Genomic DNA, 26,060 nt, shown 5'->3' with positions numbered 1-26,060 from the left:
AAAGCCCGGGCCCCGGAGCATTCTCGCCACGATTGTGACGGAATGCCCCTCAAGGCTCCGGAGTCAAGCCTACGGCGTGTAGACGCGGTGCGTTACTCGCCCTTGGCCTTCGCGATGATCTCCTCGGCGACGTTCCGGGGAACCTCGGCGTAGGAGTCGAACTGCATCGAGTAGCTTGCGCGACCCGACGTCTTGCTGCGGAGGTCTCCGACGTAGCCGAACATCTCCGAGAGGGGCACCAGGCCCTTCACGAGGCGGGCACCGGCCCGCTCCTCCATGGCCTGGATCTGGCCACGGCGGGAGTTGATGTCGCCGATGACCTCACCCATGTAGTCCTCGGGCGTGGTGACCTCGACGGCCATCATCGGCTCGAGCAGCACGGGGCTGGCCTTGCGCGCGGCCTCCTTGAAGGCCTGCGATCCGGCGATCTTGAACGCGAGCTCGGAGGAGTCGACCTCGTGGTAGCCACCGTCGATGAGCGTGACGCGGACGCCCGTCATCTCGTAGCCGGCGAGGATGCCGAACTGCATGGCCTCCTGCGCACCGGCGTCCACCGAAGGGATGTACTCCTTCGGGATGCGGCCACCGGTGACCTTGTTCACGAACTCGTACGCGGCGTCGCCGCCCTCGATCGGCTCGATCGCGATCTGCACCTTGGCGAACTGGCCGGTACCACCAGTCTGCTTCTTGTGCGTGTAGTCGACGCGCTCGACGGCCTTGCGGATCGTCTCACGGTAGGCGACCTGCGGCTTGCCGACGTTGGCCTCGACCTTGAACTCGCGCTTCATGCGGTCGACCAGCACCTCGAGGTGAAGCTCGCCCATACCACCGATGATGGTCTGGCCGGTCTCCTCGTTGGTGTGGACCTGGAAGGACGGGTCCTCCTCGGCCAGGCGCTGGATCGCGACGCCCAGCTTCTCCTGGTCACCCTTCGACTTGGGCTCGATGGCGACCTGGATGACCGGCGCCGGGAAGTCCATGGACTCCAGGATGACCGGGTTCTTGTCGTCGCTCAGCGTCTCACCGGTGGTGGTCTGCTTGAGGCCCATGACGGCGACGATGTCGCCCGCGCCCACCGACTCGATCTCCTCACGCTTGTTCGCGTGCATGCGGTAGATCTTGCCGATGCGCTCCTTCTTGCCCTTCACGGAGTTCAGCACGGCGGTGCCGGACACCAGACGGCCGGAGTACACGCGGACGAAGGTGAGCTTGCCGAGGTGCGGGTCGCTCATGATCTTGAACGCCAGCGCGGCGAGGGGCTCGTCCTCCGACGGCTTGCGCGCGATGACCTGCTCCGGGTCCTTGACGTCGTGGCCCTCGATGGCCTCGACGTCGAGCGGGGTGGGCAGGTAGCGCACGACCGCGTCGAGCAGGGGCTGAACGCCCTTGTTCTTGAACGCGGTGCCGCAGAACACGGGGGTGACGGTGGTGCCGTCGCTCTTGCCGGACGCGATGGTGATACGACGGATCGCGGCGTAGAGCTGCTCCACGGTGGGCTCGGTGCCCTCCAGGTACAGCTCCATCAGCTCTTCGTCGTTCTCGGCGACGGCCTCGAGCAGCTTGCCGCGGTACTCCTCGGCAGCCTCGGCGTGGGTGTCCGGGATGTCGACGGTGTCGTACATCTCGCCCTTGGTCGCCTCGGCCGACCAGACCAGGGCCTTCATCGTCACGAGGTCGATGACGCCCTTGAAGTCCGCCTCGGCACCGATCGGCAGCTGCATGACCAGCGGCTGCGCACCGAGGCGGTCCGAGATCATGTCGACGCAGCGGTGGAACTCCGCGCCGGTCCGGTCGAGCTTGTTGACGAAGCAGATACGCGGAACGCCGTAACGGTCGGCCTGACGCCACACCGTCTCGGACTGCGGCTCGACACCGGCGACACCGTCGAACACCGTCACGGCACCGTCGAGCACGCGCAGGGAGCGCTCCACCTCGACGGTGAAGTCGACGTGACCCGGGGTGTCGATGATGTTGATGGTGTAGTCGTTGTCCTCGAGCGGCCAGTGGCAGGTGGTGGCAGCAGAGGTGATCGTGATGCCACGCTCCTGCTCCTGCTCCATCCAGTCCATGGTGGCAGCGCCGTCGTGGACCTCACCGATCTTGTACGAGACGCCGGTGTAGAACAGGATCCGCTCGGTGGTGGTCGTCTTGCCCGCGTCGATGTGGGCCATGATCCCGATGTTGCGGACCTTGGCCAGGTCAAGTGAAGTGGTAGCCATAAGGCTTCAGTCTTCTCTCGGTCTCGATGTGGGTAGCGACTACCAGCGGTAGTGCGCGAAGGCCTTGTTGGACTCGGCCATCTTGTGGGTGTCCTCGCGCTTCTTCACAGCGGCACCAAGGCCGTTGGAGGCGTCGAGAAGCTCGTTGAGTAGACGCTCGGTCATGGTCTTCTCGCGACGGGCGCGGGAGTAACCGACCAGCCAGCGCAGCGCGAGCGTGTTGGCACGACCGGGCTTGACCTCGATCGGAACCTGGTACGTCGCACCACCGACACGGCGGGACTTGACCTCGAGGGTCGGCTTGATGTTTTCCAGCGCGCGCTTCAGCGTGATGATCGGGTCGTTGCCCGTCTTCTCACGCAGACCCTCCATGGCGCCGTAGACGATGCGCTCGGCGGTGGAGCGCTTGCCGTTCAGCAGCACCTTGTTGATGAGGGAGGTCACCAGAGGAGAACCGTAGACCGGGTCGATGATGACCGGGCGCTTCGGGGCGGGGCCCTTACGAGGCATTCTTACTTCTCCTTCTTGGCGCCGTAGCGGCTGCGGGCCTGCTTGCGGTTCTTGACACCCTGGGTGTCGAGCGAGCCGCGGATGATCTTGTAGCGAACACCCGGCAGGTCCTTCACACGGCCGCCGCGCACGAGCACGATGGAGTGCTCCTGCAGGTTGTGTCCCTCACCCGGAATGTAAGCGGTGACCTCGATCCCGCTGGTCAGACGCACACGCGCGACCTTACGCAGGGCCGAGTTCGGCTTCTTCGGGGTGGTCGTGAACACACGCGTGCAGACGCCACGACGCTGAGGGGAACCCTCGAGTGCGGGCGTCTTGTTCTTCTCGACCTTGTCCTGCCGGCCCTTCCGGACCAGCTGCTGGATCGTAGGCACTACTTCTCCGGTTTCTGTGTGCCGAATGGTGAAGCTAACCTGGAACGTCGCCGACCCACGCGGTCGGGTGTGTCGAATCCGGCGGACTCCCGCCGCGAGGCAGAAAGAAGCGCAGATTGCGGTGGCCGGTAACAGCTCGCGATGCGGTTGATGGCACGCACGAGAGCCAGGGCACACCCCAGGCACAAGGTCTGAGCGTACCTATCGCATTCGCTGCGGTCAAAACAAATGGGTGCCGCCCGCATGGTTATGCGGAGCATGTCAAGACCCCGGGCCGTTGAGCCGACCGTTCATCCGGACGTTCAGCCACCGTCCGTCCGGCTGTTCAGCGATCGCTCAGCCCGCCGCGATGGACACCACCGTGAGCAACACCAGGACGAGTGCCCAGCCTGCCGTGGACAACCATCCGAGCACCAGTCCGGTCAGCGCGAGCCCGTCCCCCAGCTCGCCCCGGCTGCGGATCTCGGCCCGCGCCACGTGCCCCAGCACGACGGCCGGGATCCCGGTCAGCCCCATCGTCGGCACACACAGCAGACCGCACACACCCGCCGCGACCGCCTTCCCGTTCGTCGGGGGCCGCGGCACCGGCAGGAACGTCCGCGCCACGGGCACGGCACCCGTCGACTGCGGCACCGGCCCCTGCGGCAGATCCGCCACGAGCAGCGCCAGCTCCCCCACGGTCCGGGCCCCGTACGCCCGCGCCACCCGCTTCTCGAACTCGTCCCGCTCCATCCGCCCCTCGCCGTAACCGGCCCTGAGCACGTCCACGGTTCGCTCACGGTCGGCGTGCGAGGCGAGCATCGACGGCGGGCCGGCGCCCTGCCAGGGGTGCCAGGAGGGATAGGGCGGCTGCGACACGAGGTACCTCCCCGGGAGCCCGAGTCCTTCCATGATGCGCCGAGGGGACGCGTCCGGCATCGGTGCGCCCGGGGTGAGGCACCGTACGTCAGCCACGCGGCCGAATGTCGCCCGTTTCTCCCATGGTCATTTCAAGTACGTTGACGCCTGTACGACGACGCCTGTAGAGGGCAGGCATCGGCACGGGTGAACGCGGGGGCGGCGGGATGACCGGGGGGCAGGCACGTGCGTGGGACGACGACGGCGTCCCGTTCCTCGCCCGGCTGGAGCGGGAGGACCGCGCCGCCCTGCTCGCCATCGGCCGCCCCCTCGGCTACCGGGCCCGGGGCGTCATCCTGCACCAGGACGAGCCCTCGGCCCACGTCCTGCTCCTCCTGCATGGCTGGACCAAGGTCACGGCGATCGCCGCCAACGGCTACGAGGCACTGCTCGCCCTGCGCGGCCCCGGCGACATCATCGGCGAGGGTGCGGCCCTCAGCGGCCGTGGCCGCTCGGCGACCGTGACGGCCCTGGAGCCGGTGGAGGCGGTCGTCATCGACCAGAACCGTTTCACCGCGTTCGTCTCGGACCACGCCCGGGTCGCACTGCACCTGCTGAGCCTGTCCACGGACCGGCAGCGCTCGACCGACCGCCGCCGGCTGGAATGGGCCGCGCTGACCGTGCGCGAACGGCTGGCCGTCCTGCTGCTCGAACTGGTGCGCACGCACGGCAGCCGGACGGACGAGGGCATCGAACTCACCATCGGGCTCAGCCAGCAGGAGTTCGCCGGTTCCGTGGGCTCCTCGCGCGAGGCGGTGGCCCGCCTCCTCAAGGAGCTGCGGGACCGGCAGGTCGTCGCCACCCGGCGCCGTCGCATCGTCGTACTCCGCCCCGACGTACTGCGCCGCATCGCCGGCGACGCCTCCGCCTGACGCACATCCCCGCCCGCCGTTCCATGCACACGGTCACATTCCGTCCGTGTCATCGGCCCTCCGGCGCTCGCCCGCGGCCCGCCATCGTGCTGGACGACGGACACCGACGTGCGAGAGGCAGCCATGACCGACCCCGTGTACCGCACGATCCTCCTCTTCGACATCGAGCAGTACGGCTCGCGCGACGACGTGGAACAGGCGTTCCTGCGCCGCGTCCTGTACGACGTCGTAGACGCGACCCTGCTCGACGCCGCCGTGGACGAGACGGCCCGGCTGCGCGCCGACCGCGGCGACTCCGTCATGGAGCTGATCGACACCGCGGTCCCTGTACCCGCCCTGATCAAGACCCTCCTGACCGAGACCCCCGCCCTCCTCCACAACAAGAACCGCCTCCTGGCGACCAGCGCCCGCATGCGGCTGCGCATCGTCCTGTCCTCCGGCTACGTCGCCGTCGACGAACTCGACGGCTGGGTCGGCTCCGACCTCAACCACGCGGTCCGCCTGCTGAACTCCGACCCCCTGCGCGACGCCCTGAAGCAGCGCGAATCCGACTGCGTGCTGTGCGTGTCGGAGGGGATCTACCAGGGGGTGGTGCGGCACGGCCCGCTGGGCGTGCGGCCGGAGGAGTTCCACCGGGTGACGGTGGGGACGAAGGAGGGGCCTACGGTGGCTTGGGTGCACGGGGGCCCGGGCGCGCCGGGCTCGACCGAATCCGCCGCCGGTGCCGCCCCGGGACCGGAAGCACCGGTCGCCCAACGCCACGACATCTCCATCGGCGGCGACCAGTACGGTCAGGCAGGCGGCACCCACTACGGAGACCAGCGCTTCGACTTCACCCGTCCCGGCGGGGACGAGCGCCGATGAGCCAGGAGGAGACGCCCGCCGACGCGGCGAACCCGGATGAGGCGCAGGACAGCGAGAAGAAGCAGCAGGATGAGGCATCCGAGGAACAGCCGAGGCAGAAGGCGTGGGCGGCGCGCCGGGACCTGATCGCGCACGGCCCGGACTTCGTCTCGACCCTGGTCGCCCGGGACCAGTTCGGGCAGACCGGCGGCTACCACCACGGCGACAAGCACTACCACTTCGGAGGCCGGGCCGAGACGCCTCCCGCACGGTCCGGGCCGGTCCCGCAAACAGAGATCGACGAACTGGCGAGAGTTTTCCGGGGCTGCGACCGCTTCGACGAGGCGCTCACGCGATTGCGCAGCGACCGGCTCGTCATCCTGTCCGGCGGACGCGAGACGGGCCGCCGCTCCGCCGCGCTGATGCTGCTGCGCCGGCTGGGCCTGGACCGGATGCGCTCCCTCGATCCCCCCGCCTCCTTCTCGGCACTGCCCGACCAGGTCGACACCTCGGCCGGGTACGTCCTGTGCGATCTGGCCGTCAGCCGGAACCGTCCCCTGCGCGAGGCCCAACTGTTCTCTCTTCGCGAGCAGTTGGAACGCGTCCGGGCCCGGCTCGTGATCACCGTCGAACCCTCGGCGTCGCTGGGTGGCGTCCCGTCCGTACGGTGGGAACCCCCGCCGGCCGAGGATCTGCTGCACGCCCACGTCACTCTGGTGACCGGAGAGGCCGCCTGGCCGGAGCTGTCGAGCCTGACAGCGGTGAAGGAGTTCCTCGTCCGGCACCACCGGCCGGAGGAGATCAGGCAGTTCGCGCTGCGGCTCGTCGCCCACCACCGCGGCGAGACCGACGAGGCGGGGCTCGCCGCCTTCGGTGAGACCGCTGTGACGACCCGGGTGAGCCGCTGGCTCACCGAGGAGAAGCCCGGTCTGCACGACAAGGCGTTCCTCGTCTCCCTCGCCGTGTTCGACAAGGCGCCGTACGCGGTGGCCGCCGAGCTCGCCGACGGTCTCTTCGTACGGCTGCACGCCCTTCAGGATCCGAATGTCCGGGCGTCCGTCCCGGTCTTCGGAAGTTCCCGCGAGGAGCGGCTCCGGCTCGCCCACGCCGAGGGGTACGTGACCGCGGAGGTCACCGAGTGGGGTCCTCTGGAGGGCAGGTTCTGCGCGGCCTTCCGGGACGATCGGACGCCCCGGAAGCTGCTGGAGGAGGTGTGGAACCTCCACCCGTCGGCCCGCCCGGCCTTCGCCGAGTGGATCCGCAAGCTGGCCGACGACCGCCGCCCGCTGGTGCGGACCCGGGCCGCGTCGGCGGCCGCACTGCTCGCCAAGGCCGATCTGTCGTCCGCCATGGCCCATCTAATCGAGCCGTGGGCGGACGGCCGTAAACCGCATGCCTGGCTGACCGCGGCCAACGCCCTCACCATGGCCCAGCTGCTGGGGGTGCCGACGGTCTCCCGGATCCTGCACGACTGGTGCACCGGAGAGGTCGAGAGCCGCCGCTGGACGGCCATCCGTGCCTACGGCCTCCTGGGGCCGGTGTACCACGAGGAGACCCTGGCGGCGCTCCTGGACGCCATGCACCGGACACCGCCCACCGAGACCGGGAGCGGCCAGGAGGACGAGGAGCCACCGGAGGAGGCCCGGCAGCTCGCGGACGCCCTCGAGCTGCTGCTCCTCGCGGTACGGGACCCCGTACTGGCCACCCTGGCCGGGCTCCTGCGCACCGACCGCGTGGTCCGCCGGCACGCCCTGCTCGCCTTCCTCCAGGCCTGCGGACACACCAAGGACGACGACAGCGACCGCCCGCCCGTCCTCACCTGGTACGCGCGGGCCGCGGCAGCCGACGACCCGACGGCCGCCCGGCAGCTGACCGCGTTCTGGGACGCGCTGCTCACCGACCGGACGCACAACCCGAAGGCCCTCGGCGTCCTGCGCGGCTGGGTGCGCCTGGCCGACGACGACCCGGAGACCGAGTCGGCCCTCGCCTCGCTGCTCGGCGCCCTCGTCACCACGCCCACCAACCGGCAGCGCATCGGCCATCTGCTGGGCACGGTCCGCGATTCCGGAGGAGCCGTCACACCGGCCGCGGACCGGCTGAGCAAGCGCCTCGCACTCGACTGACCCGCCTACGGAGGCCGACCATGGAACACGACACCGACCCCGTCCGCACCGTCTGGCAGCTGCCGCGCTTCCACCTCGGCGGCCGCCGCTTCACGGGCCGCATCGACCACGCCCTCGTGTGCGTGACCCGAAAGGGCGCGTACGAGACCTTCCCGCCGCCCGACCGTCCCGCGTCCATGCGGCGGTACGTCGCCGTGTACGAGGTGGACACGGACCCGCACGCCTTCCAACTGGACGCGCTCCTGCCCAGCCTGGTCGACAGCTTCGAGTTCGAGGTCACGGCCGACGTCGGCTGGCGGGTCAGCAGCCCGGCGCTCTTCGTCCGCAGCCAGGAGCGGGACGTACCCGGCCTGCTCACCCGGGAGCTGCTGCCCCTGATGCGGGACGCCGGCCGCCGTCACCCCATCGACGCGAGCGCCGAGGCGGAGCAGGCCGTGCAGCGGGCGGTGCGGGAGGCGACCTCGCTCGGCCGCGCCCAGGGCCTGCATGTCACCTGCTCGATACGCCTGCGCCGCGACGCGACCGAGCGATCCCACCAGGCCCGCCTGCGGACCGCCCGGCACGAGGTGGAGGCCGCGAAGCCGGAGCACGAGGCGACCCGGCTCCGCGACACCTACGAGGCCGAGCGCAGGGCCGAACAGATCAGGTTCTACGAACTCACCCTGGCCAGGGGCGGTACCGCCGCGCTCGCCCTGCACCTGGCGGCGCACCCGGAGGAGACCCGGCTCGTCCTGGAGCATCTCCAGTCGGGCCAGAACAGGCTGCTGGACACCCAGGTGAACCTGATCAACCAGGCCTTGGACAGCAAGCAGTTGGAGGGCTACCAGCTCGACGAGCCCCACAAGCTCATCGCCGAGCGGATGAAGGTCATCCTGCGGACCACGGACCCGTCCGCCCCGCCCGAGGACGATCCGGAGTCCGGCACATGACCTCCTCGGACGATCCCGGCGTGCGGGCGGGCATCCAGCTGCTCGCCGACCTCCGCGGCGAGATCGCCCGCGCCGACGCCAAGGCCACTGTGCTCGTCGGCGCCCTGGGCATCTCGGGGGGCGTGCTCGCCGCGCTCCTGGCCGACCGCGACTGGACTCCCGGACGGCTTCCCGCGCCCGCCGCAGTGCTGTGGTGGGCCGGGGCGACGTCCCTGGTCGTCGCGCTGTTCGCCCTCCTCCTCGCGGTCGTGCCCCGCTACCGGAGCAGCCGCTGGACGCCCGGGAGCCCGCTCACCTACTTCGGCGACGTACGACGAGCCGCGGGCGAGGGCCGGCTCAGCACGGCCCTCGCGGACACCGGCCGCGACCCCGCTCGTGGCCTTCTGCTCGCCCTCGCCGAGACGAGCGGCATCGCCGCCCGCAAGCACTTCTGGATCCGGACCGGACTGGTCTCGTTCGGCTGCGCGGCGGTCCTGCTGCCCGGATCAATGCTCCTCGCCTGAACCACGCCGCTCTGTCCCCCGCACGGGAAGGAAGGCCCATGCCCATGCCCGCACCGGTCCACGACGACGACCTCCCCCGCCGTCCCGGCCGGATCCACATAGCCGCCCGCAGACGTGGGGCCGACCTCACCGCCCTCGGTTCGCTGGCGCTGCATCTCCCCCACGTCATGGCCAGCCTGGCCGTCGTCTTCGTCGTGTCGTACGCCCTGAGCCACCTGATCCATCTGCCCTGGTGGCTGCTCTTCGGCGGCTGGGTCCTGAGCGGGGCCCTGGCCTTCCACCGGCCGTGCGAGCGGCTCCTGGCCCGGTGGCTCTTCGGCCTGCGCTATCCCACTCCGGAGGAGGACGGGCGACTGCGGCCCGTCTGGCAGGAGGTGACCGCCAGGGCCGGAGTGGACGCGAGCGCTTATCAACTCTGGATGGAGGAGAGCGACGAGATCAACGCCCTGGCGGCGGCCGGTCACATCGTCGGCGTGACCAGTCACTCACTGCGGACCCTGACGCCCGCCCAGCTCGCCGGCGTCCTCGCCCACGAACTCGGGCATCACGCACGGGGACACGCGTGGGCCTCGCTGCTGTCCCTCTGGTACGCGCTGCCGGGCCGGCTCGCCTGGCGGCTGCTGCTCCTGTTGTGCACCCGGCTGGGCCGGCTCCCGACGGGTGCGGCCGCCGTGCTGATCGGCGTGACCGGGGCCGTTCTGATCGCGCTGGCGACCTCCACGTACGGGCTGGTCTTCCTGCCGTTGGCGACGCCCTACCTGGTGGCCGCGGTCGCCAGGCGGTCCGAGCTGCGGGCCGACGAGCACGCGGCGGGGCTCGGCTTCGCGCCCCAGCTCATGGCCGTACTGCACCAGGAGCGCGAACGGAAGGTCACGGCCACCGCCCCGGGCCTCGCCCTCGCGAAAAGCGGAATGATCACGCGGCTGCTCGACTCCCACCCCGACGTCCACACTCGGCTCCACCACTTGCAGACCCACCTGGAGAGCCGCCGCTGAAACGCCGGAGGGCGGCCACCCCAAAGGATGACCGCCCTCCATGGCTCAAGCCACTCGCTTACTGGTTGTACGGCCCGTAGTCGTAGTCCTCCAGCGGCACGGCCTGCCCAGAGCCCGTACCGAACGGCGAGTAGTCGATGTCGTCGTAGCCGACGGCCGAGTACATCGCGGCCTTGGCCTCCTCGGTCGGCTCGACCCGGATGTTGCGGTAGCGGGACAGACCCGTACCGGCCGGGATGAGCTTACCGATGATGACGTTCTCCTTGAGGCCGATGAGGCTGTCGGACTTGGCGTTGATCGCCGCGTCCGTCAGGACTCGGGTCGTCTCCTGGAAGGAGGCGGCCGACAGCCAGGATTCCGTCGCCAGCGAGGCCTTGGTGATACCCATCAGCTGCGGACGACCGGAGGCCGGGTGACCGCCCTCCTGGACCACACGACGGTTCTCGGTCTCGAACTTCGAGCGCTCGACCAGCTCGCCGGGCAGCAGCTCGGCGTCGCCCGACTCGATGATCGTCACACGGCGGAGCATCTGCCGGATGATGATCTCGATGTGCTTGTCGTGGATCGACACACCCTGCGAGTTGTAGACCTTCTGGACCTCGCCGACCAGGTGGACCTGGACGGCGCGCTGGCCCAGGATGCGCAGCACGTCGTGCGGGTTGGTGGCACCCACGGTGAGCTTCTGGCCCACCTCGACGTGCTCGCCCTCGCTGACCAGGAGACGGGCACGCTTCGAGATCGGGAACGCCGTCTCGTCGCTGCCGTCGTCCGGGGTGACGACGATCTTCTTGGTCTTCTCGGTCTCCTCGATCCGCACGCGGCCGGAGGCCTCGGAGATCGGGGCGACACCCTTCGGGGTACGGGCCTCGAAGAGCTCGACGACACGCGGCAGACCCTGGGTGATGTCGTCACCGGCCACACCACCGGTGTGGAAGGTACGCATCGTCAGCTGGGTACCGGGCTCACCGATGGACTGGGCGGCGATGATGCCGACCGCCTCACCGATGTCGACCAGCTTGCCGGTGGCCAGCGAACGGCCGTAGCACATGGCACAGGTGCCGACGTGCGACTCGCAGGTCAGGATCGAGCGGGTCTTGACCTCCTCGACACCGTGGTGCACGAGCTGGTCGATGAGCACGTCGCCCAGGTCCACGTTGGCCGGCGCGATCACCTTGCCGTCGATGACGACGTCCTGGGCGAGCATGCGGGCGTAGACGCTGGTCTCGACGTCCTCGGCCTTGCGCAGGACACCGGCCTCGTCCTTCGAGGCGATCCGCAGCTTCAGACCGCGCTCGGTGCCGCAGTCCTCCTCGCGGATGATGACGTCCTGGGAGACGTCGACCAGACGACGGGTCAGGTAACCCGAGTCGGCGGTACGCAGAGCGGTGTCCGCCAGACCCTTACGGGCACCGTGCGTGGAGATGAAGTACTCCAGCACGGACAGACCCTCACGGAACGACGCCTTAATGGGACGCGGGATCGTCTCGTTCTTCGCGTTCGACACCAGACCACGCATACCGGCGATCTGACGCATCTGCATCATGTTGCCTCGTGCACCCGAGTTCACCATCATGAAGATCGGGTTGGTCTTCGGGAAGTTGTCGTTCATCGCCTCGGCGACCTCGTTGGTCGCCTTGGTCCAGATCGCGATGAGCTCCTGCGTGCGCTCGTCCTTGGTGATCAGACCGCGCTCGTACTGCTTCTGGACCTTCTCGTCCTGCGCCTCGTAGCCGCGGACGATCTCCTTCTTCGCCTCGGGAACGACGACGTCGGAGATGGCCACGGTGACGCCGGAGCGGGTCGCCCAGTAGAAGCCGGCCGCCTTCAGGTTGTCGAGCGTCGCCGCCACGATGACCTTGGGGTAGCGCTCGGCGAGGTCGTTGACGATCTCGGAGAGCTGCTTCTTGCCGACCTCGTAGTCGACGAACGGGTAGTCCTCGGGCAGCAGCTCGTTGAAGAGCGCACGGCCCAGGGTGGTGTTCAGCCGGAAGGGGTCACCCTGCTGCCACTCGCCGCCGTCGCCCTCGGCACCCTGCTCGGGCGCCGGCGGCATCCAGCCACGCGGCGGGATGGTGCCGACCGGGAAGCGGACGTCGATCTTCGACTGGAGCGACAGCTCGCCCGCGTCGAAGGCCATGATCGCCTCGGCGACCGAGGCGAAGGAACGGCCCTCGCCCTTGAGGTCGCGCATCTCGCCGTCGGTGGTGAGGAAGAACAGACCGAGGACCATGTCCTGGGTCGGCATCGTCACCGGACGGCCGTCGGCGGGCTTGAGGATGTTGTTCGAGGACAGCATCAGGATGCGGGCCTCGGCCTGCGCCTCCGCGGAGAGCGGCAGGTGGACGGCCATCTGGTCACCGTCGAAGTCCGCGTTGAACGCGGTGCAGACGAGCGGGTGGATCTGGATGGCCTTGCCCTCGACCAGCTGCGGCTCGAAGGCCTGGATGCCGAGGCGGTGCAGCGTGGGCGCACGGTTCAGCAGAACCGGGTGCTCCGCGATGACCTCTTCCAGCACGTCGTACACGACCGTGCGGCCGCGCTCGACCATGCGCTTGGCGCTCTTGATGTTCTGCGCGTGGTTCAGGTCGACCAGGCGCTTCATCACGAACGGCTTGAAGAGCTCCAGCGCCATCGCCTTCGGCAGACCGCACTGGTGCAGCTTCAGCTGCGGGCCGACGACGATCACGGAACGCGCGGAGTAGTCCACACGCTTACCGAGCAGGTTCTGACGGAAGCGGCCCTGCTTGCCCTTCAGCATGTCGCTGAGGGACTTCAGCGGGCGGTTACCGGGACCGGTGACCGGACGACCACGGCGGCCGTTGTCGAACAGCGCGTCGACGGCCTCCTGGAGCATGCGCTTCTCGTTGTTCACGATGATCTCGGGCGCACCGAGGTCGAGAAGGCGCTTCAGTCGGTTGTTCCGGTTGATCACACGGCGGTACAGGTCGTTCAGGTCGGAGGTCGCGAAGCGGCCACCGTCCAGCTGCACCATCGGGCGGAGGTCCGGCGGGATGACCGGCACGCAGTCGAGCACCATGCCCTTGGGGCTGTTGCTGGTCTGCAGGAACGCGGAGACGACCTTCAGGCGCTTGAGCGCACGGGTCTTCTTCTGGCCCTTGCCGGTGCGGATGATCTCGCGGAGCTTCTCGGCCTCCTCGTCGAGGTCGAAGGACTCCAGGCGCTTCTGCAGCGCCGCGGCACCCATCGAGCCGTCGAAGTACGTGCCGAAGCGGTCACGCAGCTCGCGGTAGAGCAGCTCGTCGCCCTCGAGGTCCTGGACCTTGAGGTTCTTGAAGCGGTTCCACACCTCGTCGAGACGGTCGATCTCGCGCTGCGCACGGTCACGCAGCTGCTTCATCTCGCGCTCGGCACCCTCGCGCACCTTGCGGCGCACGTCGGCCTTGGCGCCCTCGGCCTCCAGCTCGGCCAGGTCGGTCTCGAGCTTCTTGGCGCGGGCCTCCAGGTCGGCGTCGCGGCGCTGCTCGATCTGCTGGCGCTCGACGGAGACGTGGGCCTCCAGCGAGGGCAGGTCGCGCGTACGGCGCTCCTCGTCGACGTACGTGATCATGTACGCCGCGAAGTAGATGACCTTCTCGAGGTCCTTCGGCGCCAGGTCGAGCAGGTAGCCCAGGCGCGACGGAACACCCTTGAAGTACCAGATGTGCGTGACGGGCGCGGCCAGCTCGATGTGGCCCATCCGCTCACGGCGCACCTTGGCGCGGGTGACCTCGACGCCACACCGCTCACAGATGATGCCCTTGAAGCGGACACGCTTGTACTTGCCGCAGTAGCACTCCCAGTCCCGGGTCGGACCGAAGATCTTCTCGCAGAAGAGTCCGTCCTTTTCGGGCTTGAGCGTGCGGTAGTTGATCGTCTCGGGCTTCTTGACCTCGCCGTGGCTCCACTGACGGATGTCGTCAGCGGTGGCCAGACCGATCCGGAGCTCGTCGAAGAAGTTGACGTCGAGCACTATGCGTCAATCCCTCTCAGGGTTGTAAGTCATGGGGTCTGATACGGGGGTCCTGGGGCCGGAGGCCTTCATGACGAAGGCCTCCGAACTCCCGTCAGACCTCTTCGACGCTGCTCGGCTCGCGCCGGGACAGGTCGATGCCAAGCTCCTCCGCAGCGCGGAAGACGTCCTCGTCGGTGTCGCGCATCTCGATGGACATGCCGTCCGAGGACAGCACCTCCACGTTGAGGCACAGGGACTGCATCTCCTTGATGAGCACCTTGAAGGACTCGGGGATGCCGGGCTCGGGAATGTTCTCGCCCTTGACGATGGCCTCGTAGACCTTCACGCGGCCGGTGACGTCGTCGGACTTGATGGTCAGCAGCTCCTGGAGGGCGTACGCGGCGCCGTAAGCCTCCAGCGCCCACACCTCCATCTCACCGAAGCGCTGGCCACCGAACTGGGCCTTACCACCCAGCGGCTGCTGGGTGATCATCGAGTACGGACCGGTCGAACGGGCGTGCAGCTTGTCGTCGACCAGGTGGTGCAGCTTCAGGATGTACATGTAGCCGACCGAGATCGGCTCCGGGAACGGCTCGCCGGAGCGGCCGTCGAACAGCGGCGCCTTACCGGTCGGGAGCACCATGCGCTCGCCGTCACGGTTCGGGATCGTGTGGTTCAGCAGACCCGCCAGCTCGTCCTCACGCGCACCGTCGAAGACGGGGGTGGCGACGTTGGTGCCGGGCTCGACCTTGTCGGCCTCGATGGCCTGGAGGCGCTGCGCCCAGTCGTCCGCGAGACCGGAGACGTCCCAGCCGCGGCTGGCGAGCCAGCCGAGGTGGATCTCCAGGACCTGTCCCGGGTTCATTCGGGACGGCACACCGAGCGGGTTGAGGATGATGTCGACCGGGGTGCCGTCCTCCAGGAACGGCATGTCCTCGATCGGCAGGATCTTCGAGATGACGCCCTTGTTGCCGTGACGGCCGGCGAGCTTGTCACCGTCGGTGATCTTGCGCTTCTGCGCGACGTAGACGCGCACCAGCTGGTTCACACCGGGGGGAAGCTCGTCGCCCTCCTCGCGGTCGAAGACGCGGACGCCGATGACCTTGCCGGTCTCGCCGTGCGGCACCTTCAGCGAGGTGTCACGGACCTCACGAGCCTTCTCACCGAAGATCGCGCGCAGCAGGCGCTCCTCGGGCGTCAGCTCCGTCTCACCCTTGGGCGTGACCTTGCCGACGAGGATGTCACCGGCGATGACCTCGGCACCGATACGGATGATGCCGCGCTCGTCGAGGTCGGCGAGGACCTCCTCGGAGACGTTCGGGATGTCCCGGGTGATCTCCTCGGGGCCGAGCTTGGTGTCACGGGCGTCGACCTCGTGCTCCTCGATGTGGATCGAGGAGAGGACGTCGTCCTGCACGAGGCGCTGCGACAGGATGATCGCGTCCTCGTAGTTGTGACCCTCCCACGGCATGAACGCCACGAGCAGGTTCTTGCCCAGCGCCATCTCGCCCTGCTGGGTGGCCGGACCGTCCGCGAGGATCTGGCCCTCGATGATCCGGTCGCCCTCGCTGACGATGACCTTCTGGTTGACCGAGGTGCCCTGGTTGGAGCGGGCGAACTTGGCCAGGCGGTACGTGATGTACGTGCCGTCGTCGTTGGCGGTGGTGATGTAGTCCGCGGAGACCTCCTGGACCACACCCGGCTTCTCGGCCTTGACCACGTCGCCGGCGTCGGCCGCGGAGCGGTACTCCATGCCGGTGCCGACGAGCGGGGCCTCGGACTTAATCAGCGGCACGGCCTGACGCATCATGTTCGCGCCCATGAGGGCACGGTTGGCGTCGTCGTGCTCGAGGAAGGGGATCATGGCGGTCGCGACCGACACCATCTGGCGCGGCGAGACGTCCATGTAGTCCACGTCTTCACCGGTGACGTAGTCGACCTCGCCGCCCTTACGGCGGACGAGCACACGGGCCTCGGCGAAGCGGAGGTCGTCCGTCAGCGGCGCGTTGGCCTGCGCGATGACAAAGCGGTCCTCCTCGTCGGCGGTCAGGTAGTCGACATCGTCGGTGACCTGGCCCTCGAAGACCTTGCGGTACGGGGTCTCGACGAAACCGAACGCGTTGACCCGGCCGTAGGAGGCGAGCGAGCCGATCAGGCCGATGTTCGGGCCTTCGGGCGTCTCGATCGGGCACATGCGGCCGTAGTGCGAGGGGTGCACGTCACGGACCTCGAAGCCGGCCCGCTCACGGGACAGACCACCGGGACCCAGAGCCGAGAGACGACGCTTGTGCGTCAGACCCGACAGCGGGTTGTTCTGGTCCATGAACTGCGACAGCTGGCTGGTGCCGAAGAACTCCTTGATGGAGGCGACGACCGGCCGGATGTTGATCAGGGTCTGCGGCGTGATCGCCTCGACGTCCTGGGTCGTCATCCGCTCGCGGACGACACGCTCCATACGCGCCAGACCCGTACGGACCTGGTTCTGGATGAGCTCGCCGACACTGCGCAGACGACGGTTGCCGAAGTGGTCGATGTCGTCGGTCTCGACGACGATCGAGGTACCGCTGTCGCCGACCGTCTCGGTCTCGCCCGCGTGCAGCTTCACCAGGTACTTGATCGTCGAGATGACGTCCTCGACGGTCAGGATGCCGGCGTCGAGCGGAGCGTCCGCGCCGAGCTTCTTGTTGACCTTGTAGCGGCCGACCTTCGCGAGGTCGTAGCGCTTGGGGTTGAAGTACAGGTTCTCAAGGAGCGTCTGCGCGGCCTCACGCGTGGGGGGCTCACCCGGACGCAGCTTGCGGTAGATGTCGAGCAGCGCGTCGTCCTGGCCCTGGGTGTGGTCCTTCTCCAGGGTGGCGCGCATGGACTCGTACTCGCCGAACTCCTCGAGGATCTGCTCGGTGGTCCAACCGAGAGCCTTGAGCAGGACGGTGACGGACTGCTTGCGCTTGCGGTCGATGCGGACACCGACCATGTCGCGCTTGTCGATCTCCAGCTCCAGCCAGGCACCCCGGGACGGGATGACCTTGGCGGAGAAGATGTCCTTGTCGGATGTCTTGTCGATCGAGGAGTCGAAGTAGACACCGGGCGAACGGACCAGCTGCGACACCACGACACGCTCGGTGCCGTTGATGACGAAGGTGCCCTTGTTCGTCATGAGCGGGAAGTCGCCCATGAAGACGGTCTGGGACTTGATCTCGCCGGTCTCGTTGTTGGTGAACTCAGCGGTGACGAAGAGCGGGGCCGCGTACGTGAAGTCGCGCTCCTTGCACTCGTCGATCGAGTTCTTCGGCGGCTCGAAGCGGTGGTCACGGAAGGTCAGCGACATCGACCCGCTGAAGTCCTCGATCGGGGAGATCTCCTCGAAGATCTCCTCCAGACCGGACTTGGTGGGGACGTCCTGACCGCTGTCCAGAGCCTCCTCGACCCGACTCTGCCAAGCGGTGTTGCCGAGCAGCCAGTCGAAGCTCTCGGTCTGCAGCGCGAGCAGGTTCGGAACCTCGAGAGGCTCCTTGATCTTTGCAAAAGAGATGCGCAGCGGGGCAGTGCTGGCGGCGTTGTTCGTATTCGCGGTCGAGGCGTTGCGCGAGGCGGCCAAGAGGGGGTCCTTCCGAGGGCTCGGACTCACTACGCGCGTACCGGCCCCTCTCCCGTACACAGAGACAAGCTGAGTCGGTCCGGCCAAAAGGCCAGGTCAGACAGTTCTTGTCTCGATGCTCGGGTGAGGGCAGACCCCTGGTGACGGGCAGGGGACAGCTAACAGGCAGCGCAAAGGGTCAGTGTAGCCACTTGGCACACTGATGTCCAGTCCGGGTTTTCACGCCCGTGTTGACCCTCGTTGTTCCACTCCTGCGACAAGGCGCTGCCCTCAACGCACGTTGATACTGCCCTCTTCGTCGTCGATCCATGCCTCGGATACGGATCCTTGTGACGACGCGTCCTGAGAATTGCGCGCTGCGTGCGGTTCGTCAAGGCCCCCCTGCCCGAACCGGAGCCGCCCGGAGACACGACGAAGATCACCATACCCCCCGTCACTGAGGGTGCAAGGCAACCGTGGCCGGACCCCGGGAACGCCGAAGAGCGACCACCCGGATGGATGATCGCTCTTCCGCGCTTACGCGTTACACGCCCAAGGGGACGTGTCGTGGATCCTGGCGGATCCGAGAGGTCTTACTTGACCTCGACGGAGGCGCCGGCGCCCTCGAGGGACTCCTTCGCCTTGTCGGCGGCCTCCTTGGCGACCTTCTCCAGAACCGGCTTCGGCGCACCGTCGACCAGGTCCTTGGCCTCCTTCAGGCCGAGGGAGGTCAGCTCGCGCACGACCTTGATGACCTGGATCTTCTTGTCGCCGGCGCCGGTGAGGATGACGTCGAACTCGTCCTGCTCCTCGGCGGCCTCGGCGGCGGCGCCACCAGCGGCACCACCGGCGACGACGACCGGCGCGGCAGCGGCGGCGGTGACGTCGAACTTCTCCTCGAAGGCCTTCACGAACTCGGAGAGCTCGATGAGGGTCATCTCTTCGAACTGGGCGAGCAGGTCGTCCTGGCTGAGCTTCGCCATGATGGCGGTCCTTCCACTAAATCGGCAGGTGCCGGATGTACTGGGTGTGGCGGGCGTACGTCGGCCCGCTGTGGCCTCCGCGTTCAGGCAGCGGGGGCCAGTGTGCGAGCCGAGTTACTCGGCACCGCCCTGCTCGTCCTGCTTGGCACGGAGCGCGTCCACGGTGCGGACGAGCTTCGACGGCAGCGCCTGGAAGACAGAGGCAGCCTGGGACTGCTTGCCCTTCATGGCACCGGCCAGCTTGGAGAGCAGAACCTCGCGGGACTCGAGGTCCGCAAGCTTCTTGATGTCATCGGCGGACAGCGCCTTGCCGTCAAGGACACCGCCCTTGATGACGAGGTTGGGGTTGTCCTTGGCGAAGTCACGGAGACCCTTCGCCGCCTCGACCGGGTCACCGGTCACGAAGGCGACGGCCGACGAACCCGTGAAGAGGTCGTCGATCGTGTTGATCCCGGCCTCATTGGCCGCAATCTTGGTCAGCGTGTTCTTCGCCACACGGTAGTTAGCGTTCTCACCGAGTGAACGACGCAGCTGCTGGAGCTGCGCCACGGTGAGACCGGTGTACGCGGTAACGACGGCACCGTTGGAGTTGCGGAACTTGTCCCGCATCTCCTCGACGGCATCGACCTTGTCAGGCCTCGCCATGAGCCTCGGCCTCCTTCCGGGTGATTCGGACCGCGCGGACCCGAAGGAGGACTGGGGAAAACGAAACGCCCCGGCGCAAGCGCACGGGGCGTAGCTCAACCGGTTGTCCGTCCGCACACGGCGGCGAAGTCCAGGAGCTCTTCCAGTGTCACCTGCGCGGGTCGTCCGCCGTTCAGCGGATCCTTCGGCCACCGCGCCCTCTTCCGAGCGCGCGGTAACGACCAGCGGTCTTTGGCTTCTACAGGAGGGTACGGGAACGGATCGCCGTCAAGCAAATCCGCCCGTACGCCGGATCAGCTCGCGCCGAGTTCCTTGAACATCTCGCCCAGGTCCGCGACCTCCTTGGCGGGCGGCGCCTTGACGTCCACCGGCTTGTTGTAGTCGAGGAACGTGATGGTCATGTCGAGCGGACCCTTGTCGGCCTCGCCCTTCATGCGGAACTGCTTGGTGTGGTCGTCGCCGTCGATCCACATGTCCATCGTGAGCTTGTCGACGCCGAGCTTCTCGTACTGCTTGATGCTCTTCTCGCGCTGCTTGCGGGTGTCCGCCTTGGCGTCCTTGAGGGAGGCGCGCAGGTCGGCCAGCGTGACCGTGCCCGAGTAGTGGGTCGTCTCGACGCCGTCGACCTTCTCCGAGCCGACCTCCTTCACGTCCTTGGCGCCCGTGAGGAAGGCGGACTCGGCCGCCGGGTTCTGCTCGGCCTGGCTCGTGCTGCTGCCCATCTGGTCGAGTTCCTTGCCGGCCTCGGACCCGGACAGGTCGAACTTCATCCAGCGCTTGCCGTCCATCTCCTTGGCCATCTCGGCTCCCCCACCGAGGTACATGGCCTTGTCGACGAGGCGGATCTCCACGGCCTCGGTGGCTCCCTTGTCGGGTGCCGTCATCTTCATGCTCATGGCGATCGTGGGCTTCATGCGCATCGACGCCTCGCCCTTGACCCGGCCCTCGCCCGGGCTCGTGCCACTCAGGCGGTACCGGAGGGACGTGATGTCCTCCGTGTTCTTCGCGGCCTTGGCGACGGCGGCCGCGGGCGTCATCTCCGGCGACTGCTCGGAGCCGCAGCCGACCGCGCCGGCGGCGAGAAGCAGCGCGCCCAGGCCCGCGGCGGGTATGGATGTCTTCATTGATTCCCCCCAAGGAATGCAGACTTGCTTCACAGCAAGGCCGTGAGCCTACCCCAAGGGGCACAAGTGATCTAACCGAATTCACGGCAACCTCAGGGCTTACCGGCTGTACCGGCCTTCTTCCGCATCAGGTCCTCGAAGTCACCGGTGTCGGACAGCGGGGGCCGCTGGGGCCGCACTCGCACGCCGTAGTCACGGTAGTGCGCGGTCTGGGTCATCCGGCCCGTGGTCATCCGCGCCTTCTCCACCTTCTTGACCAGGAGATTCCGCTCGTCGATCCAGATGTCGACGGTCTCATTGGTGACGCCGGCCTCGGTGAGCTGCTTCCTGAGGCCCTCGTCGGTGACGTCCGCCGCGGCCACGGTGCCGGAGTAGTGCGCGGCGGCCCGGCCGCGCACGGTCTCCTCGCCGACCTTTCTGACGTCCCCGGAGGCCAGCAGCAGTTTCACGGACTGGTTGGGCGTGGTGGTGCGCATCTGGTCGCCGAGGTGGGACCCGGACCCGCCGGTGAGGGCCTCGAGATCGTCGTACGCGTACCGGATCCAGTGTCTGCCGTCGGCCTGCTCGGCGAATTTGTCGCCCATGCGCGCGTAGTAGGCGTCGGGCAGGTAGCGGGCCTCCATCGAGGTGGTGCCGAGCCTGCGCATGGTGTCGGCGATCGTGCCGCCGGTGTAGGTGATGGTGAGGGTGCCGGTGATGCCGTCGCTCCAGCCGAGGGTGCCGTCGGCGGTCATGGACATCAGCGAACCCATGGTGGTCGTGGATTCGACCCGGGCGGACTCGGCCCGTGCGGTGGCCCGCTCGGCGGAGCGCAGGGCCGCCAGGGAGCTGCCGCTCACGGCACGGTCGTCCTTGCCCGGGCGGTCCGAGGACTCCGAGAAGGTGCAGGCGGCCACCCCTGTCAGCGCGGTCGCCACCGCGAGCACCAGGCCCACGCGGCGCACGGTCGTGCCCTGCATACGTCCCCCCGTTCGCATCCGGTTCCCGCACGTTAACCCAGGCCACCGGCGTACGTACCGGAAAAGGGAACGGGCCCCGCACCTGTGAGAGGTGCGGGGCCCGTGACCGGTTGGGCGAGCCGTCAGGCTCAGACCGCGGCCGGGTCCTCCTCGACGAGGAGGTTGCGGGTGCGGTTGGAGTCGACCGGAATGCCGGGGCCCATCGTGGTGCTGATGGCGGCCTTCTTGATGTAGCGACCCTTGGCGGCGGACGGCTTCAGACGGAGGATCTCCTCCAGCGCCGCGCCGTAGTTCTCCACCAGCTTGGTGTCGTCGAACGACGTCTTGCCGATGATGAAGTGCAGGTTCGAGTGCTTGTCGACGCGGAACTCGATCTTGCCGCCCTTGATGTCGTTGACAGCCTTGGTGACATCGGGGGTGACGGTGCCGGTCTTCGGGTTCGGCATCAGACCACGCGGGCCGAGCACGCGGCCGAGGCGGCCGACCTTGCCCATGAGGTCCGGGGTGGCGACGACGGCGTCGAAGTCCAGACGGCCCTTCGACACCTCGTCGATCAGCTCGTCGGCACCGACGATGTCGGCGCCCGCGGCACGAGCGGCCTCGGCACGGTCACCGGTCGCGAAGACCAGGACCCGGGCGGTCTTACCGGTGCCGTGCGGGAGGTTCACGGTGCCACGGACCATCTGGTCGGCCTTGCGCGGGTCGACACCCAGACGGAAGGCGACCTCGACGGTGCCGTCGAACTTGGTCGTGGAGGTCTCCTTGGCGAGACGGACGGCCTCGAGCGGGGCGTAGAGCTTCTCCCGGTCGATCTTGGCGTCCGCAGCGCGAAGGGACTTGCTGCGCTTGCTCACTACTGCTCCTGTGGATTCTTAGGAGTCGTGGTCCGGGCCGAGCCGGCCCTGCCACTTCTGCTGATGGGGTTGGGGCTCAGTCCTCGACCGTGACGCCCATGGAACGGGCGGTGCCGGCGATGATCTTCGCGGCGGCGTCCAGGTCGTTGGCGTTGAGGTCGGGCATCTTGGTCGTGGCGATCTCACGGACCTGGTCACGCGTGATCTTCGCGACCTTGGTCTTGTGCGGCTCGCCCGAGCCCTTCTCGATGCCCGCGGCCTTCAGGATCATCTTGGCGGCCGGCGGGGTCTTGGTGATGAAGGTGAAGGAACGGTCCTCGTAGACCGTGATCTCCACCGGGATGACCCAGCCACGCTGCGACTCGGTCGCGGCGTTGTAGGCCTTGCAGAACTCCATGATGTTGACGCCGTGCTGGCCCAGCGCGGGGCCGACCGGCGGAGCCGGGTTGGCCGCACCGGCCTGGATCTGGAGCTTGATGAGCCCCGTGACCTTCTTCTTCTTGGGAGGCATTGCTCTCTCCGGGTCCTAGTGAGAGTTTTCCAGCCTCCGAACCGGATCATCCGGCTGGAGGCATACCGCACAACGATAACGGGTATCCATGTGCGGCCAAAAACCGAGCAGGTCAGGCAGGCTCCAGGAGCCTGTCTGACCTGCTCGGAAGCTGGTGTCCGCTAGTTCTTCTGGATCTGGTCGAAGGAGAGCTCGACCGGCGTCTCGCGGCCGAAGATCTCGACGAGGCCCTTGACCTTCTTCGAGTCCGGGTTGATCTCGTTGATGGTCGCCTGCAGCGTGGCGAACGGGCCGTCGGTGACGGTGACCGAGTCGCCGACCTCGAAGTCCAGCACCTGGACCTCGACCTTGCGGGCCGGAGCCGGCTTGCCCTCGGCCTCGGCGGCCTCGCGGGCGGCCTTCTCCTCGGCCTCCGGGGCGAGCATCTTGACGATCTCGTCCAGGGTCAGCGGGTACGGGTCGTAGGCATTGCCCACGAAGCCGGTGACGCCGGGGGTGTTGCGGACGACACCCCAGGACTCGTTGGTCAGGTCCATGCGGACGAGGACGTAGCCCGGGAGCTTGTTCTGCTTGATCGTCTTGCGGTCGCCGTTCTTGATCTGGACGACCTCTTCCTGCGGCACCTCGGCCTGGAAGATGTAGTCCTCGACGTTCAGCGAGACGGCGCGCTGCTCCAGGTTGGTCTTCACGCGGTTCTCGTAGCCGGCGTAGGTGTGGATGACGTACCACTCGCCGGGCAGGACCCGCAGTTCCTCGCGGAGCTTCTCGATCGGGTCGCGGTCGTCCTCGGGCTCTTCCTCGAGTTCTTCCGCGGCCTCTTCGCCGTCCTCGGACTCCGCTTCGGCGGCGTCGTCCGCGACGGCGTCGGCAGCCTCGACCTCGGCGGAGGTCTCGGTGTCCTCGCTGTCCGCGCCCTCGACGGTGTCGAGCTCGTCCTCGACGGACTCGACAGGCTCGATGGCGTCGTTCACGTTCGGGTCAGACACGGTGGCTGCTTCTTCCTGGATACATAGGGGTGGAACATGCGAAAGGAGCGCCGGGTACCTCGGCGCTCTTCGCGGGCTGCTCAGCCGAACACGTACTTGGCGGCGTTGCTGAGTCCATAGTCAATCACGGTGACCAGGCCGATCATGATGACGACAAAGATGATCACCACGGTCGTGTACGTCGTCAGCTGATTGCGCGTCGGCCAGACGACCTTGCGCAGCTCCGCGACGATCTGGCGGTAGAAGAGGGCCAGGCGCTTCAGCGGGCCCTTCTTGCCGCGCTTGCCGCCCTTGCGGGCCTTCTTGGACTCCGGCGCCTCATCCTGGGCATCAGGCATGTCGATGGAGCCCACGGCGTCCGTCACTCGTCCTCACCTGATTCCGGGTCGTGGCCGTGCCGCGCCCGGTCTGAGCCGCACGGCGGTGCATTGCTGTACGTACATGCGCACACATCCTGGCGAAGGTGTGTGTAGCAGGGCCGGAGGGACTTGAACCCCCAACCGCTGGTTTTGGAGACCAGTGCTCTACCAATTGAGCTACGACCCTTTGTGTGTCCCCCAACGTACCGCATCCATCCGGATGCCTGGTGTGCACCGAACGGGCGCGGCCTGCTGAAGGCCAACGAGGTGAGAGTGTACGTGCTCCGCGGCCGGTCGTCGAACAGAAAGGGCCCGCGGGAGGCCTTGTTGGCGCAAGATCGCCCTCGGAACGGGAAGCGGGCGAAGGACCTCCGGCTGAAGATCGCCCAGGCCGGGCGGTCGATCCGTACTGTTGTTCAGGGGTTTGCCCGACGTTGTTCAGTCTGTGAAACCCCCGTGCCGCGAGCGTTTCCGGTCTGAAACGATGGGGCCCATGAGCCCTGCAACCCCTCCCACCGAGCGCCGGGTCTCCGCCCGAGTCGGCGCGATCTCCGAGTCCGCCACCCTCGCCGTGGACGCCAAGGCCAAGGCCCTCAAGGCCGCCGGGCGGCCGGTGATCGGCTTCGGCGCCGGTGAGCCCGACTTCCCGACCCCGGACTACATCGTCGAGGCCGCGATCGAGGCCTGCAAGAACCCGAAGTTCCACCGCTACACGCCGGCCGGCGGTCTGCCCGAGCTGAAGGCCGCGATCGCCGCGAAGACGCTGCGCGACTCGGGCTACGAGGTCGACGCGTCGCAGATCCTCGTCACCAACGGTGGCAAGCAGGCCATCTACGAGGCCTTCGCCGCGATCCTCGACCCGGGCGACGAGGTCATCGTGCCCGCGCCGTACTGGACGACGTACCCGGAGTCGATCCGGCTGGCCGGGGGTGTCCCGGTGGAGGTCGTCGCCGACGAGACGACCGGCTACCGGGTGTCCGTGGAGCAGCTGGAGGCCGCCCGTACGGAGAAGACGAAGGTCGTCCTGTTCGTCTCGCCGTCGAACCCCACCGGCGCGGTCTACAGCGAGCAGGAGACCGAGGCCATCGGCCGCTGGGCCGCCGAGCACGGCCTGTGGGTGCTGACCGACGAGATCTACGAGCACCTGGTCTACGGCGACGCCTCGGCCGTGTCGCTCCCGGCCGTGGTGCCCGAGCTGCGCGACAAGTGCGTCGTGGTCAACGGTGTCGCGAAGACGTACGCCATGACCGGCTGGCGGGTCGGGTGGATCATCGGCCCGAAGGACGTGGTCAAGGCCGCGACGAACCTGCAGTCCCACGCCACGTCGAACGTGTCCAACGTGGCGCAGGTGGCGGCGCTGGCCGCCGTCTCGGGTGATCTGGACGCCGTCGCGAAGATGCGTGAGGCGTTCGACCGGCGCCGCAAGACCATCGTGCGGATGCTGAACGAGATCGACGGCGTGGTGTGCCCGGAGCCGGAGGGCGCGTTCTACGCGTACCCGTCGGTGAAGGGCCTGGTCGGCAAGGAGATCCGGGGGCGCCGGCCCAAGGACACGGTCGAGCTGGCCGCGCTGATCCTGGAGGAGTCCGAGGTCGCGGTGGTGCCCGGTGAGGCGTTCGGCACGCCTGGTTACCTGCGGCTGTCGTACGCGCTGGGTGACGAGGATCTCGTCGAGGGCGTGAGCCGGATCCAGAAGCTGCTGGCGGAGGCCAGGGACTGATTCAGCCTGCTCACGTGAGTAGGTTGGAGCGGGTCGTTCCCCTTGTGGGAGCGGCCCGCTTCGTCGTGTGCGCGTGCGAGCAAGACCACGTTCGGGGAAAACGCTGTCGGGACGGCTGAGGCATA

The 26,060-nt window shown here is 67.9% G+C and carries 21 protein-coding genes and 1 tRNA gene; 7 read left to right on the top strand and 15 right to left on the bottom strand.

Going from position 1 to position 26,060, the window contains the following annotated elements; genetic code table 11:
- Window positions 1-92: 92 nt before the first annotated feature.
- The 4 genes from fusA to ACFZBT_RS16410 form a co-directional block, all read right to left on the bottom strand.
- A complete protein-coding gene (fusA, locus tag ACFZBT_RS16425) occupies window positions 93-2,219 on the bottom strand; it encodes an elongation factor G (RefSeq protein WP_184591469.1) in 2,127 nt (708 codons plus the stop codon).
- A 39-nt stretch (window positions 2,220-2,258) separates the two neighbouring features.
- Window positions 2,259-2,729, bottom strand: coding sequence for a 30S ribosomal protein S7 (rpsG, locus tag ACFZBT_RS16420; RefSeq protein WP_003992340.1), 471 nt, complete (start codon window positions 2,727-2,729; stop codon window positions 2,259-2,261).
- A 2-nt stretch (window positions 2,730-2,731) separates the two neighbouring features.
- Window positions 2,732-3,103, bottom strand: coding sequence for a 30S ribosomal protein S12 (gene rpsL, locus ACFZBT_RS16415; protein ID WP_003948652.1), 372 nt, complete (start codon window positions 3,101-3,103; stop codon window positions 2,732-2,734).
- A gap of 336 nt (window positions 3,104-3,439) precedes the next feature.
- On the bottom strand, window positions 3,440-3,961 hold the full coding sequence (locus tag ACFZBT_RS16410) for a DUF1707 domain-containing protein (protein ID WP_391103534.1): 522 nt from the start codon (window positions 3,959-3,961) through the stop codon (window positions 3,440-3,442).
- Between the two features lie 206 nt (window positions 3,962-4,167).
- Here ACFZBT_RS16410 and ACFZBT_RS16405 point away from each other — a divergent pair, with 206 nt between their 5' ends.
- The 6 genes from ACFZBT_RS16405 (at window position 4,168) to ACFZBT_RS16380 (ending at window position 10,265) form a co-directional block, all read left to right on the top strand.
- Entirely contained in the window at window positions 4,168-4,872 is a 705-nt protein-coding gene (locus ACFZBT_RS16405; RefSeq protein WP_391103532.1) for a cyclic nucleotide-binding domain-containing protein, read from the top strand.
- A gap of 123 nt (window positions 4,873-4,995) precedes the next feature.
- Window positions 4,996-5,736 carry a hypothetical protein gene (locus tag ACFZBT_RS16400; protein WP_391103530.1) on the top strand — a complete coding sequence of 247 codons (741 nt, stop codon included), beginning with the start codon at window positions 4,996-4,998 and terminating at the stop codon, window positions 5,734-5,736.
- On the top strand, window positions 5,733-7,838 hold the full coding sequence (locus tag ACFZBT_RS16395; RefSeq protein WP_391103528.1) for a hypothetical protein: 2,106 nt from the start codon (window positions 5,733-5,735) through the stop codon (window positions 7,836-7,838). Before ACFZBT_RS16400 ends, ACFZBT_RS16395 begins: the two co-directional genes overlap by 4 nt.
- Window positions 7,839-7,858: 20 nt before the next feature.
- Complete coding sequence (locus ACFZBT_RS16390) at window positions 7,859-8,767, top strand: hypothetical protein (protein ID WP_391103526.1); 909 nt, start codon at window positions 7,859-7,861, stop codon at window positions 8,765-8,767.
- Window positions 8,764-9,270 carry a Pycsar system effector family protein gene (locus ACFZBT_RS16385; RefSeq protein ID WP_391103524.1) on the top strand — a complete coding sequence of 169 codons (507 nt, stop codon included), beginning with the start codon at window positions 8,764-8,766 and terminating at the stop codon, window positions 9,268-9,270. The genes ACFZBT_RS16390 and ACFZBT_RS16385 overlap by 4 nt, the downstream gene beginning before the upstream one ends.
- Before the next feature lie 38 nt (window positions 9,271-9,308).
- Window positions 9,309-10,265, top strand: coding sequence for a M48 family metalloprotease (locus ACFZBT_RS16380; protein ID WP_391103522.1), 957 nt, complete (start codon window positions 9,309-9,311; stop codon window positions 10,263-10,265).
- Window positions 10,266-10,323: 58 nt separating this feature from the next.
- Here the strand turns inward: ACFZBT_RS16380 and ACFZBT_RS16375 are convergent, their stop codons facing one another.
- The 11 genes from ACFZBT_RS16375 to ACFZBT_RS16325 all read right to left on the bottom strand — a co-directional run bounded on the left by ACFZBT_RS16375 (window position 10,324) and on the right by ACFZBT_RS16325 (window position 24,402).
- The gene (locus ACFZBT_RS16375; protein ID WP_391103519.1) at window positions 10,324-14,235 is read right to left on the bottom strand and encodes a DNA-directed RNA polymerase subunit beta'; all 3,912 of its coding nucleotides are present in this window, start codon (window positions 14,233-14,235) and stop codon (window positions 10,324-10,326) included.
- 94 nt (window positions 14,236-14,329) lie between these two features.
- Window positions 14,330-17,815, bottom strand: coding sequence for a DNA-directed RNA polymerase subunit beta (rpoB, locus tag ACFZBT_RS16370; RefSeq protein ID WP_391103517.1), 3,486 nt, complete (start codon window positions 17,813-17,815; stop codon window positions 14,330-14,332).
- Window positions 17,816-18,387: 572 nt separating this feature from the next.
- On the bottom strand, window positions 18,388-18,777 hold the full coding sequence (gene rplL, locus ACFZBT_RS16365) for a 50S ribosomal protein L7/L12 (RefSeq protein WP_391103515.1): 390 nt from the start codon (window positions 18,775-18,777) through the stop codon (window positions 18,388-18,390).
- 114 nt (window positions 18,778-18,891) lie between these two features.
- Window positions 18,892-19,422 carry a 50S ribosomal protein L10 gene (rplJ, locus tag ACFZBT_RS16360; protein ID WP_215119470.1) on the bottom strand — a complete coding sequence of 177 codons (531 nt, stop codon included), beginning with the start codon at window positions 19,420-19,422 and terminating at the stop codon, window positions 18,892-18,894.
- Window positions 19,423-19,715: 293 nt separating this feature from the next.
- A complete protein-coding gene (locus ACFZBT_RS16355) occupies window positions 19,716-20,546 on the bottom strand; it encodes an LppX_LprAFG lipoprotein (RefSeq protein WP_391103513.1) in 831 nt (276 codons plus the stop codon).
- 92 nt (window positions 20,547-20,638) lie between these two features.
- Window positions 20,639-21,505 carry a hypothetical protein gene (locus ACFZBT_RS16350; RefSeq protein ID WP_391103511.1) on the bottom strand — a complete coding sequence of 289 codons (867 nt, stop codon included), beginning with the start codon at window positions 21,503-21,505 and terminating at the stop codon, window positions 20,639-20,641.
- Between the two features lie 128 nt (window positions 21,506-21,633).
- On the bottom strand, window positions 21,634-22,359 hold the full coding sequence (gene rplA, locus ACFZBT_RS16345; protein WP_215119478.1) for a 50S ribosomal protein L1: 726 nt from the start codon (window positions 22,357-22,359) through the stop codon (window positions 21,634-21,636).
- Window positions 22,360-22,435: 76 nt separating this feature from the next.
- The gene (gene rplK, locus ACFZBT_RS16340; RefSeq protein WP_031141270.1) at window positions 22,436-22,870 is read right to left on the bottom strand and encodes a 50S ribosomal protein L11; all 435 of its coding nucleotides are present in this window, start codon (window positions 22,868-22,870) and stop codon (window positions 22,436-22,438) included.
- A 161-nt stretch (window positions 22,871-23,031) separates the two neighbouring features.
- A complete protein-coding gene (gene nusG, locus ACFZBT_RS16335) occupies window positions 23,032-23,856 on the bottom strand; it encodes a transcription termination/antitermination protein NusG (protein WP_391103507.1) in 825 nt (274 codons plus the stop codon).
- Between the two features lie 80 nt (window positions 23,857-23,936).
- Window positions 23,937-24,221, bottom strand: a complete 285-nt coding sequence (secE, locus tag ACFZBT_RS16330; RefSeq protein WP_104785540.1) for a preprotein translocase subunit SecE — start codon at window positions 24,219-24,221, stop codon at window positions 23,937-23,939.
- A 108-nt stretch (window positions 24,222-24,329) separates the two neighbouring features.
- Window positions 24,330-24,402: transfer RNA gene (locus ACFZBT_RS16325), tRNA-Trp, on the bottom strand.
- A gap of 306 nt (window positions 24,403-24,708) precedes the next feature.
- Here ACFZBT_RS16325 and ACFZBT_RS16320 point away from each other — a divergent pair.
- Entirely contained in the window at window positions 24,709-25,935 is a 1,227-nt protein-coding gene (locus ACFZBT_RS16320; RefSeq protein WP_391103504.1) for an aminotransferase class I/II-fold pyridoxal phosphate-dependent enzyme, read from the top strand.
- Window positions 25,936-26,060: the final 125 nt, after the last annotated feature.

The organism is Streptomyces sp. NPDC008137 (genome assembly GCF_042957035.1).
GTDB lineage: Bacteria > Actinomycetota > Actinomycetes > Streptomycetales > Streptomycetaceae > Streptomyces.
The sequence above is the reverse complement of the archived record's forward strand: the minus strand, read 5'-3'. Positions and strand labels throughout refer to the sequence as shown.

Coding starts and splice junctions, on each gene's coding strand:
- fusA (WP_184591469.1), bottom strand. CDS start 2,219: ATGGCTACCACTTCACTTGACCTGGCCAAGGTCCGCAACATCGGGATC.
- rpsG (WP_003992340.1), bottom strand. CDS start 2,729: ATGCCTCGTAAGGGCCCCGCCCCGAAGCGCCCGGTCATCATCGACCCG.
- ACFZBT_RS16405 (WP_391103532.1), top strand. CDS start 4,168: ATGACCGGGGGGCAGGCACGTGCGTGGGACGACGACGGCGTCCCGTTC.
- ACFZBT_RS16400 (WP_391103530.1), top strand. CDS start 4,996: ATGACCGACCCCGTGTACCGCACGATCCTCCTCTTCGACATCGAGCAG.
- ACFZBT_RS16395 (WP_391103528.1), top strand. CDS start 5,733: ATGAGCCAGGAGGAGACGCCCGCCGACGCGGCGAACCCGGATGAGGCG.
- ACFZBT_RS16390 (WP_391103526.1), top strand. CDS start 7,859: ATGGAACACGACACCGACCCCGTCCGCACCGTCTGGCAGCTGCCGCGC.
- ACFZBT_RS16385 (WP_391103524.1), top strand. CDS start 8,764: ATGACCTCCTCGGACGATCCCGGCGTGCGGGCGGGCATCCAGCTGCTC.
- ACFZBT_RS16380 (WP_391103522.1), top strand. CDS start 9,309: ATGCCCATGCCCGCACCGGTCCACGACGACGACCTCCCCCGCCGTCCC.
- rplL (WP_391103515.1), bottom strand. CDS start 18,777: ATGGCGAAGCTCAGCCAGGACGACCTGCTCGCCCAGTTCGAAGAGATG.
- rplJ (WP_215119470.1), bottom strand. CDS start 19,422: ATGGCGAGGCCTGACAAGGTCGATGCCGTCGAGGAGATGCGGGACAAG.
- ACFZBT_RS16355 (WP_391103513.1), bottom strand. CDS start 20,546: ATGAAGACATCCATACCCGCCGCGGGCCTGGGCGCGCTGCTTCTCGCC.
- ACFZBT_RS16350 (WP_391103511.1), bottom strand. CDS start 21,505: ATGCAGGGCACGACCGTGCGCCGCGTGGGCCTGGTGCTCGCGGTGGCG.
- rplK (WP_031141270.1), bottom strand. CDS start 22,870: ATGCCTCCCAAGAAGAAGAAGGTCACGGGGCTCATCAAGCTCCAGATC.
- ACFZBT_RS16320 (WP_391103504.1), top strand. CDS start 24,709: ATGAGCCCTGCAACCCCTCCCACCGAGCGCCGGGTCTCCGCCCGAGTC.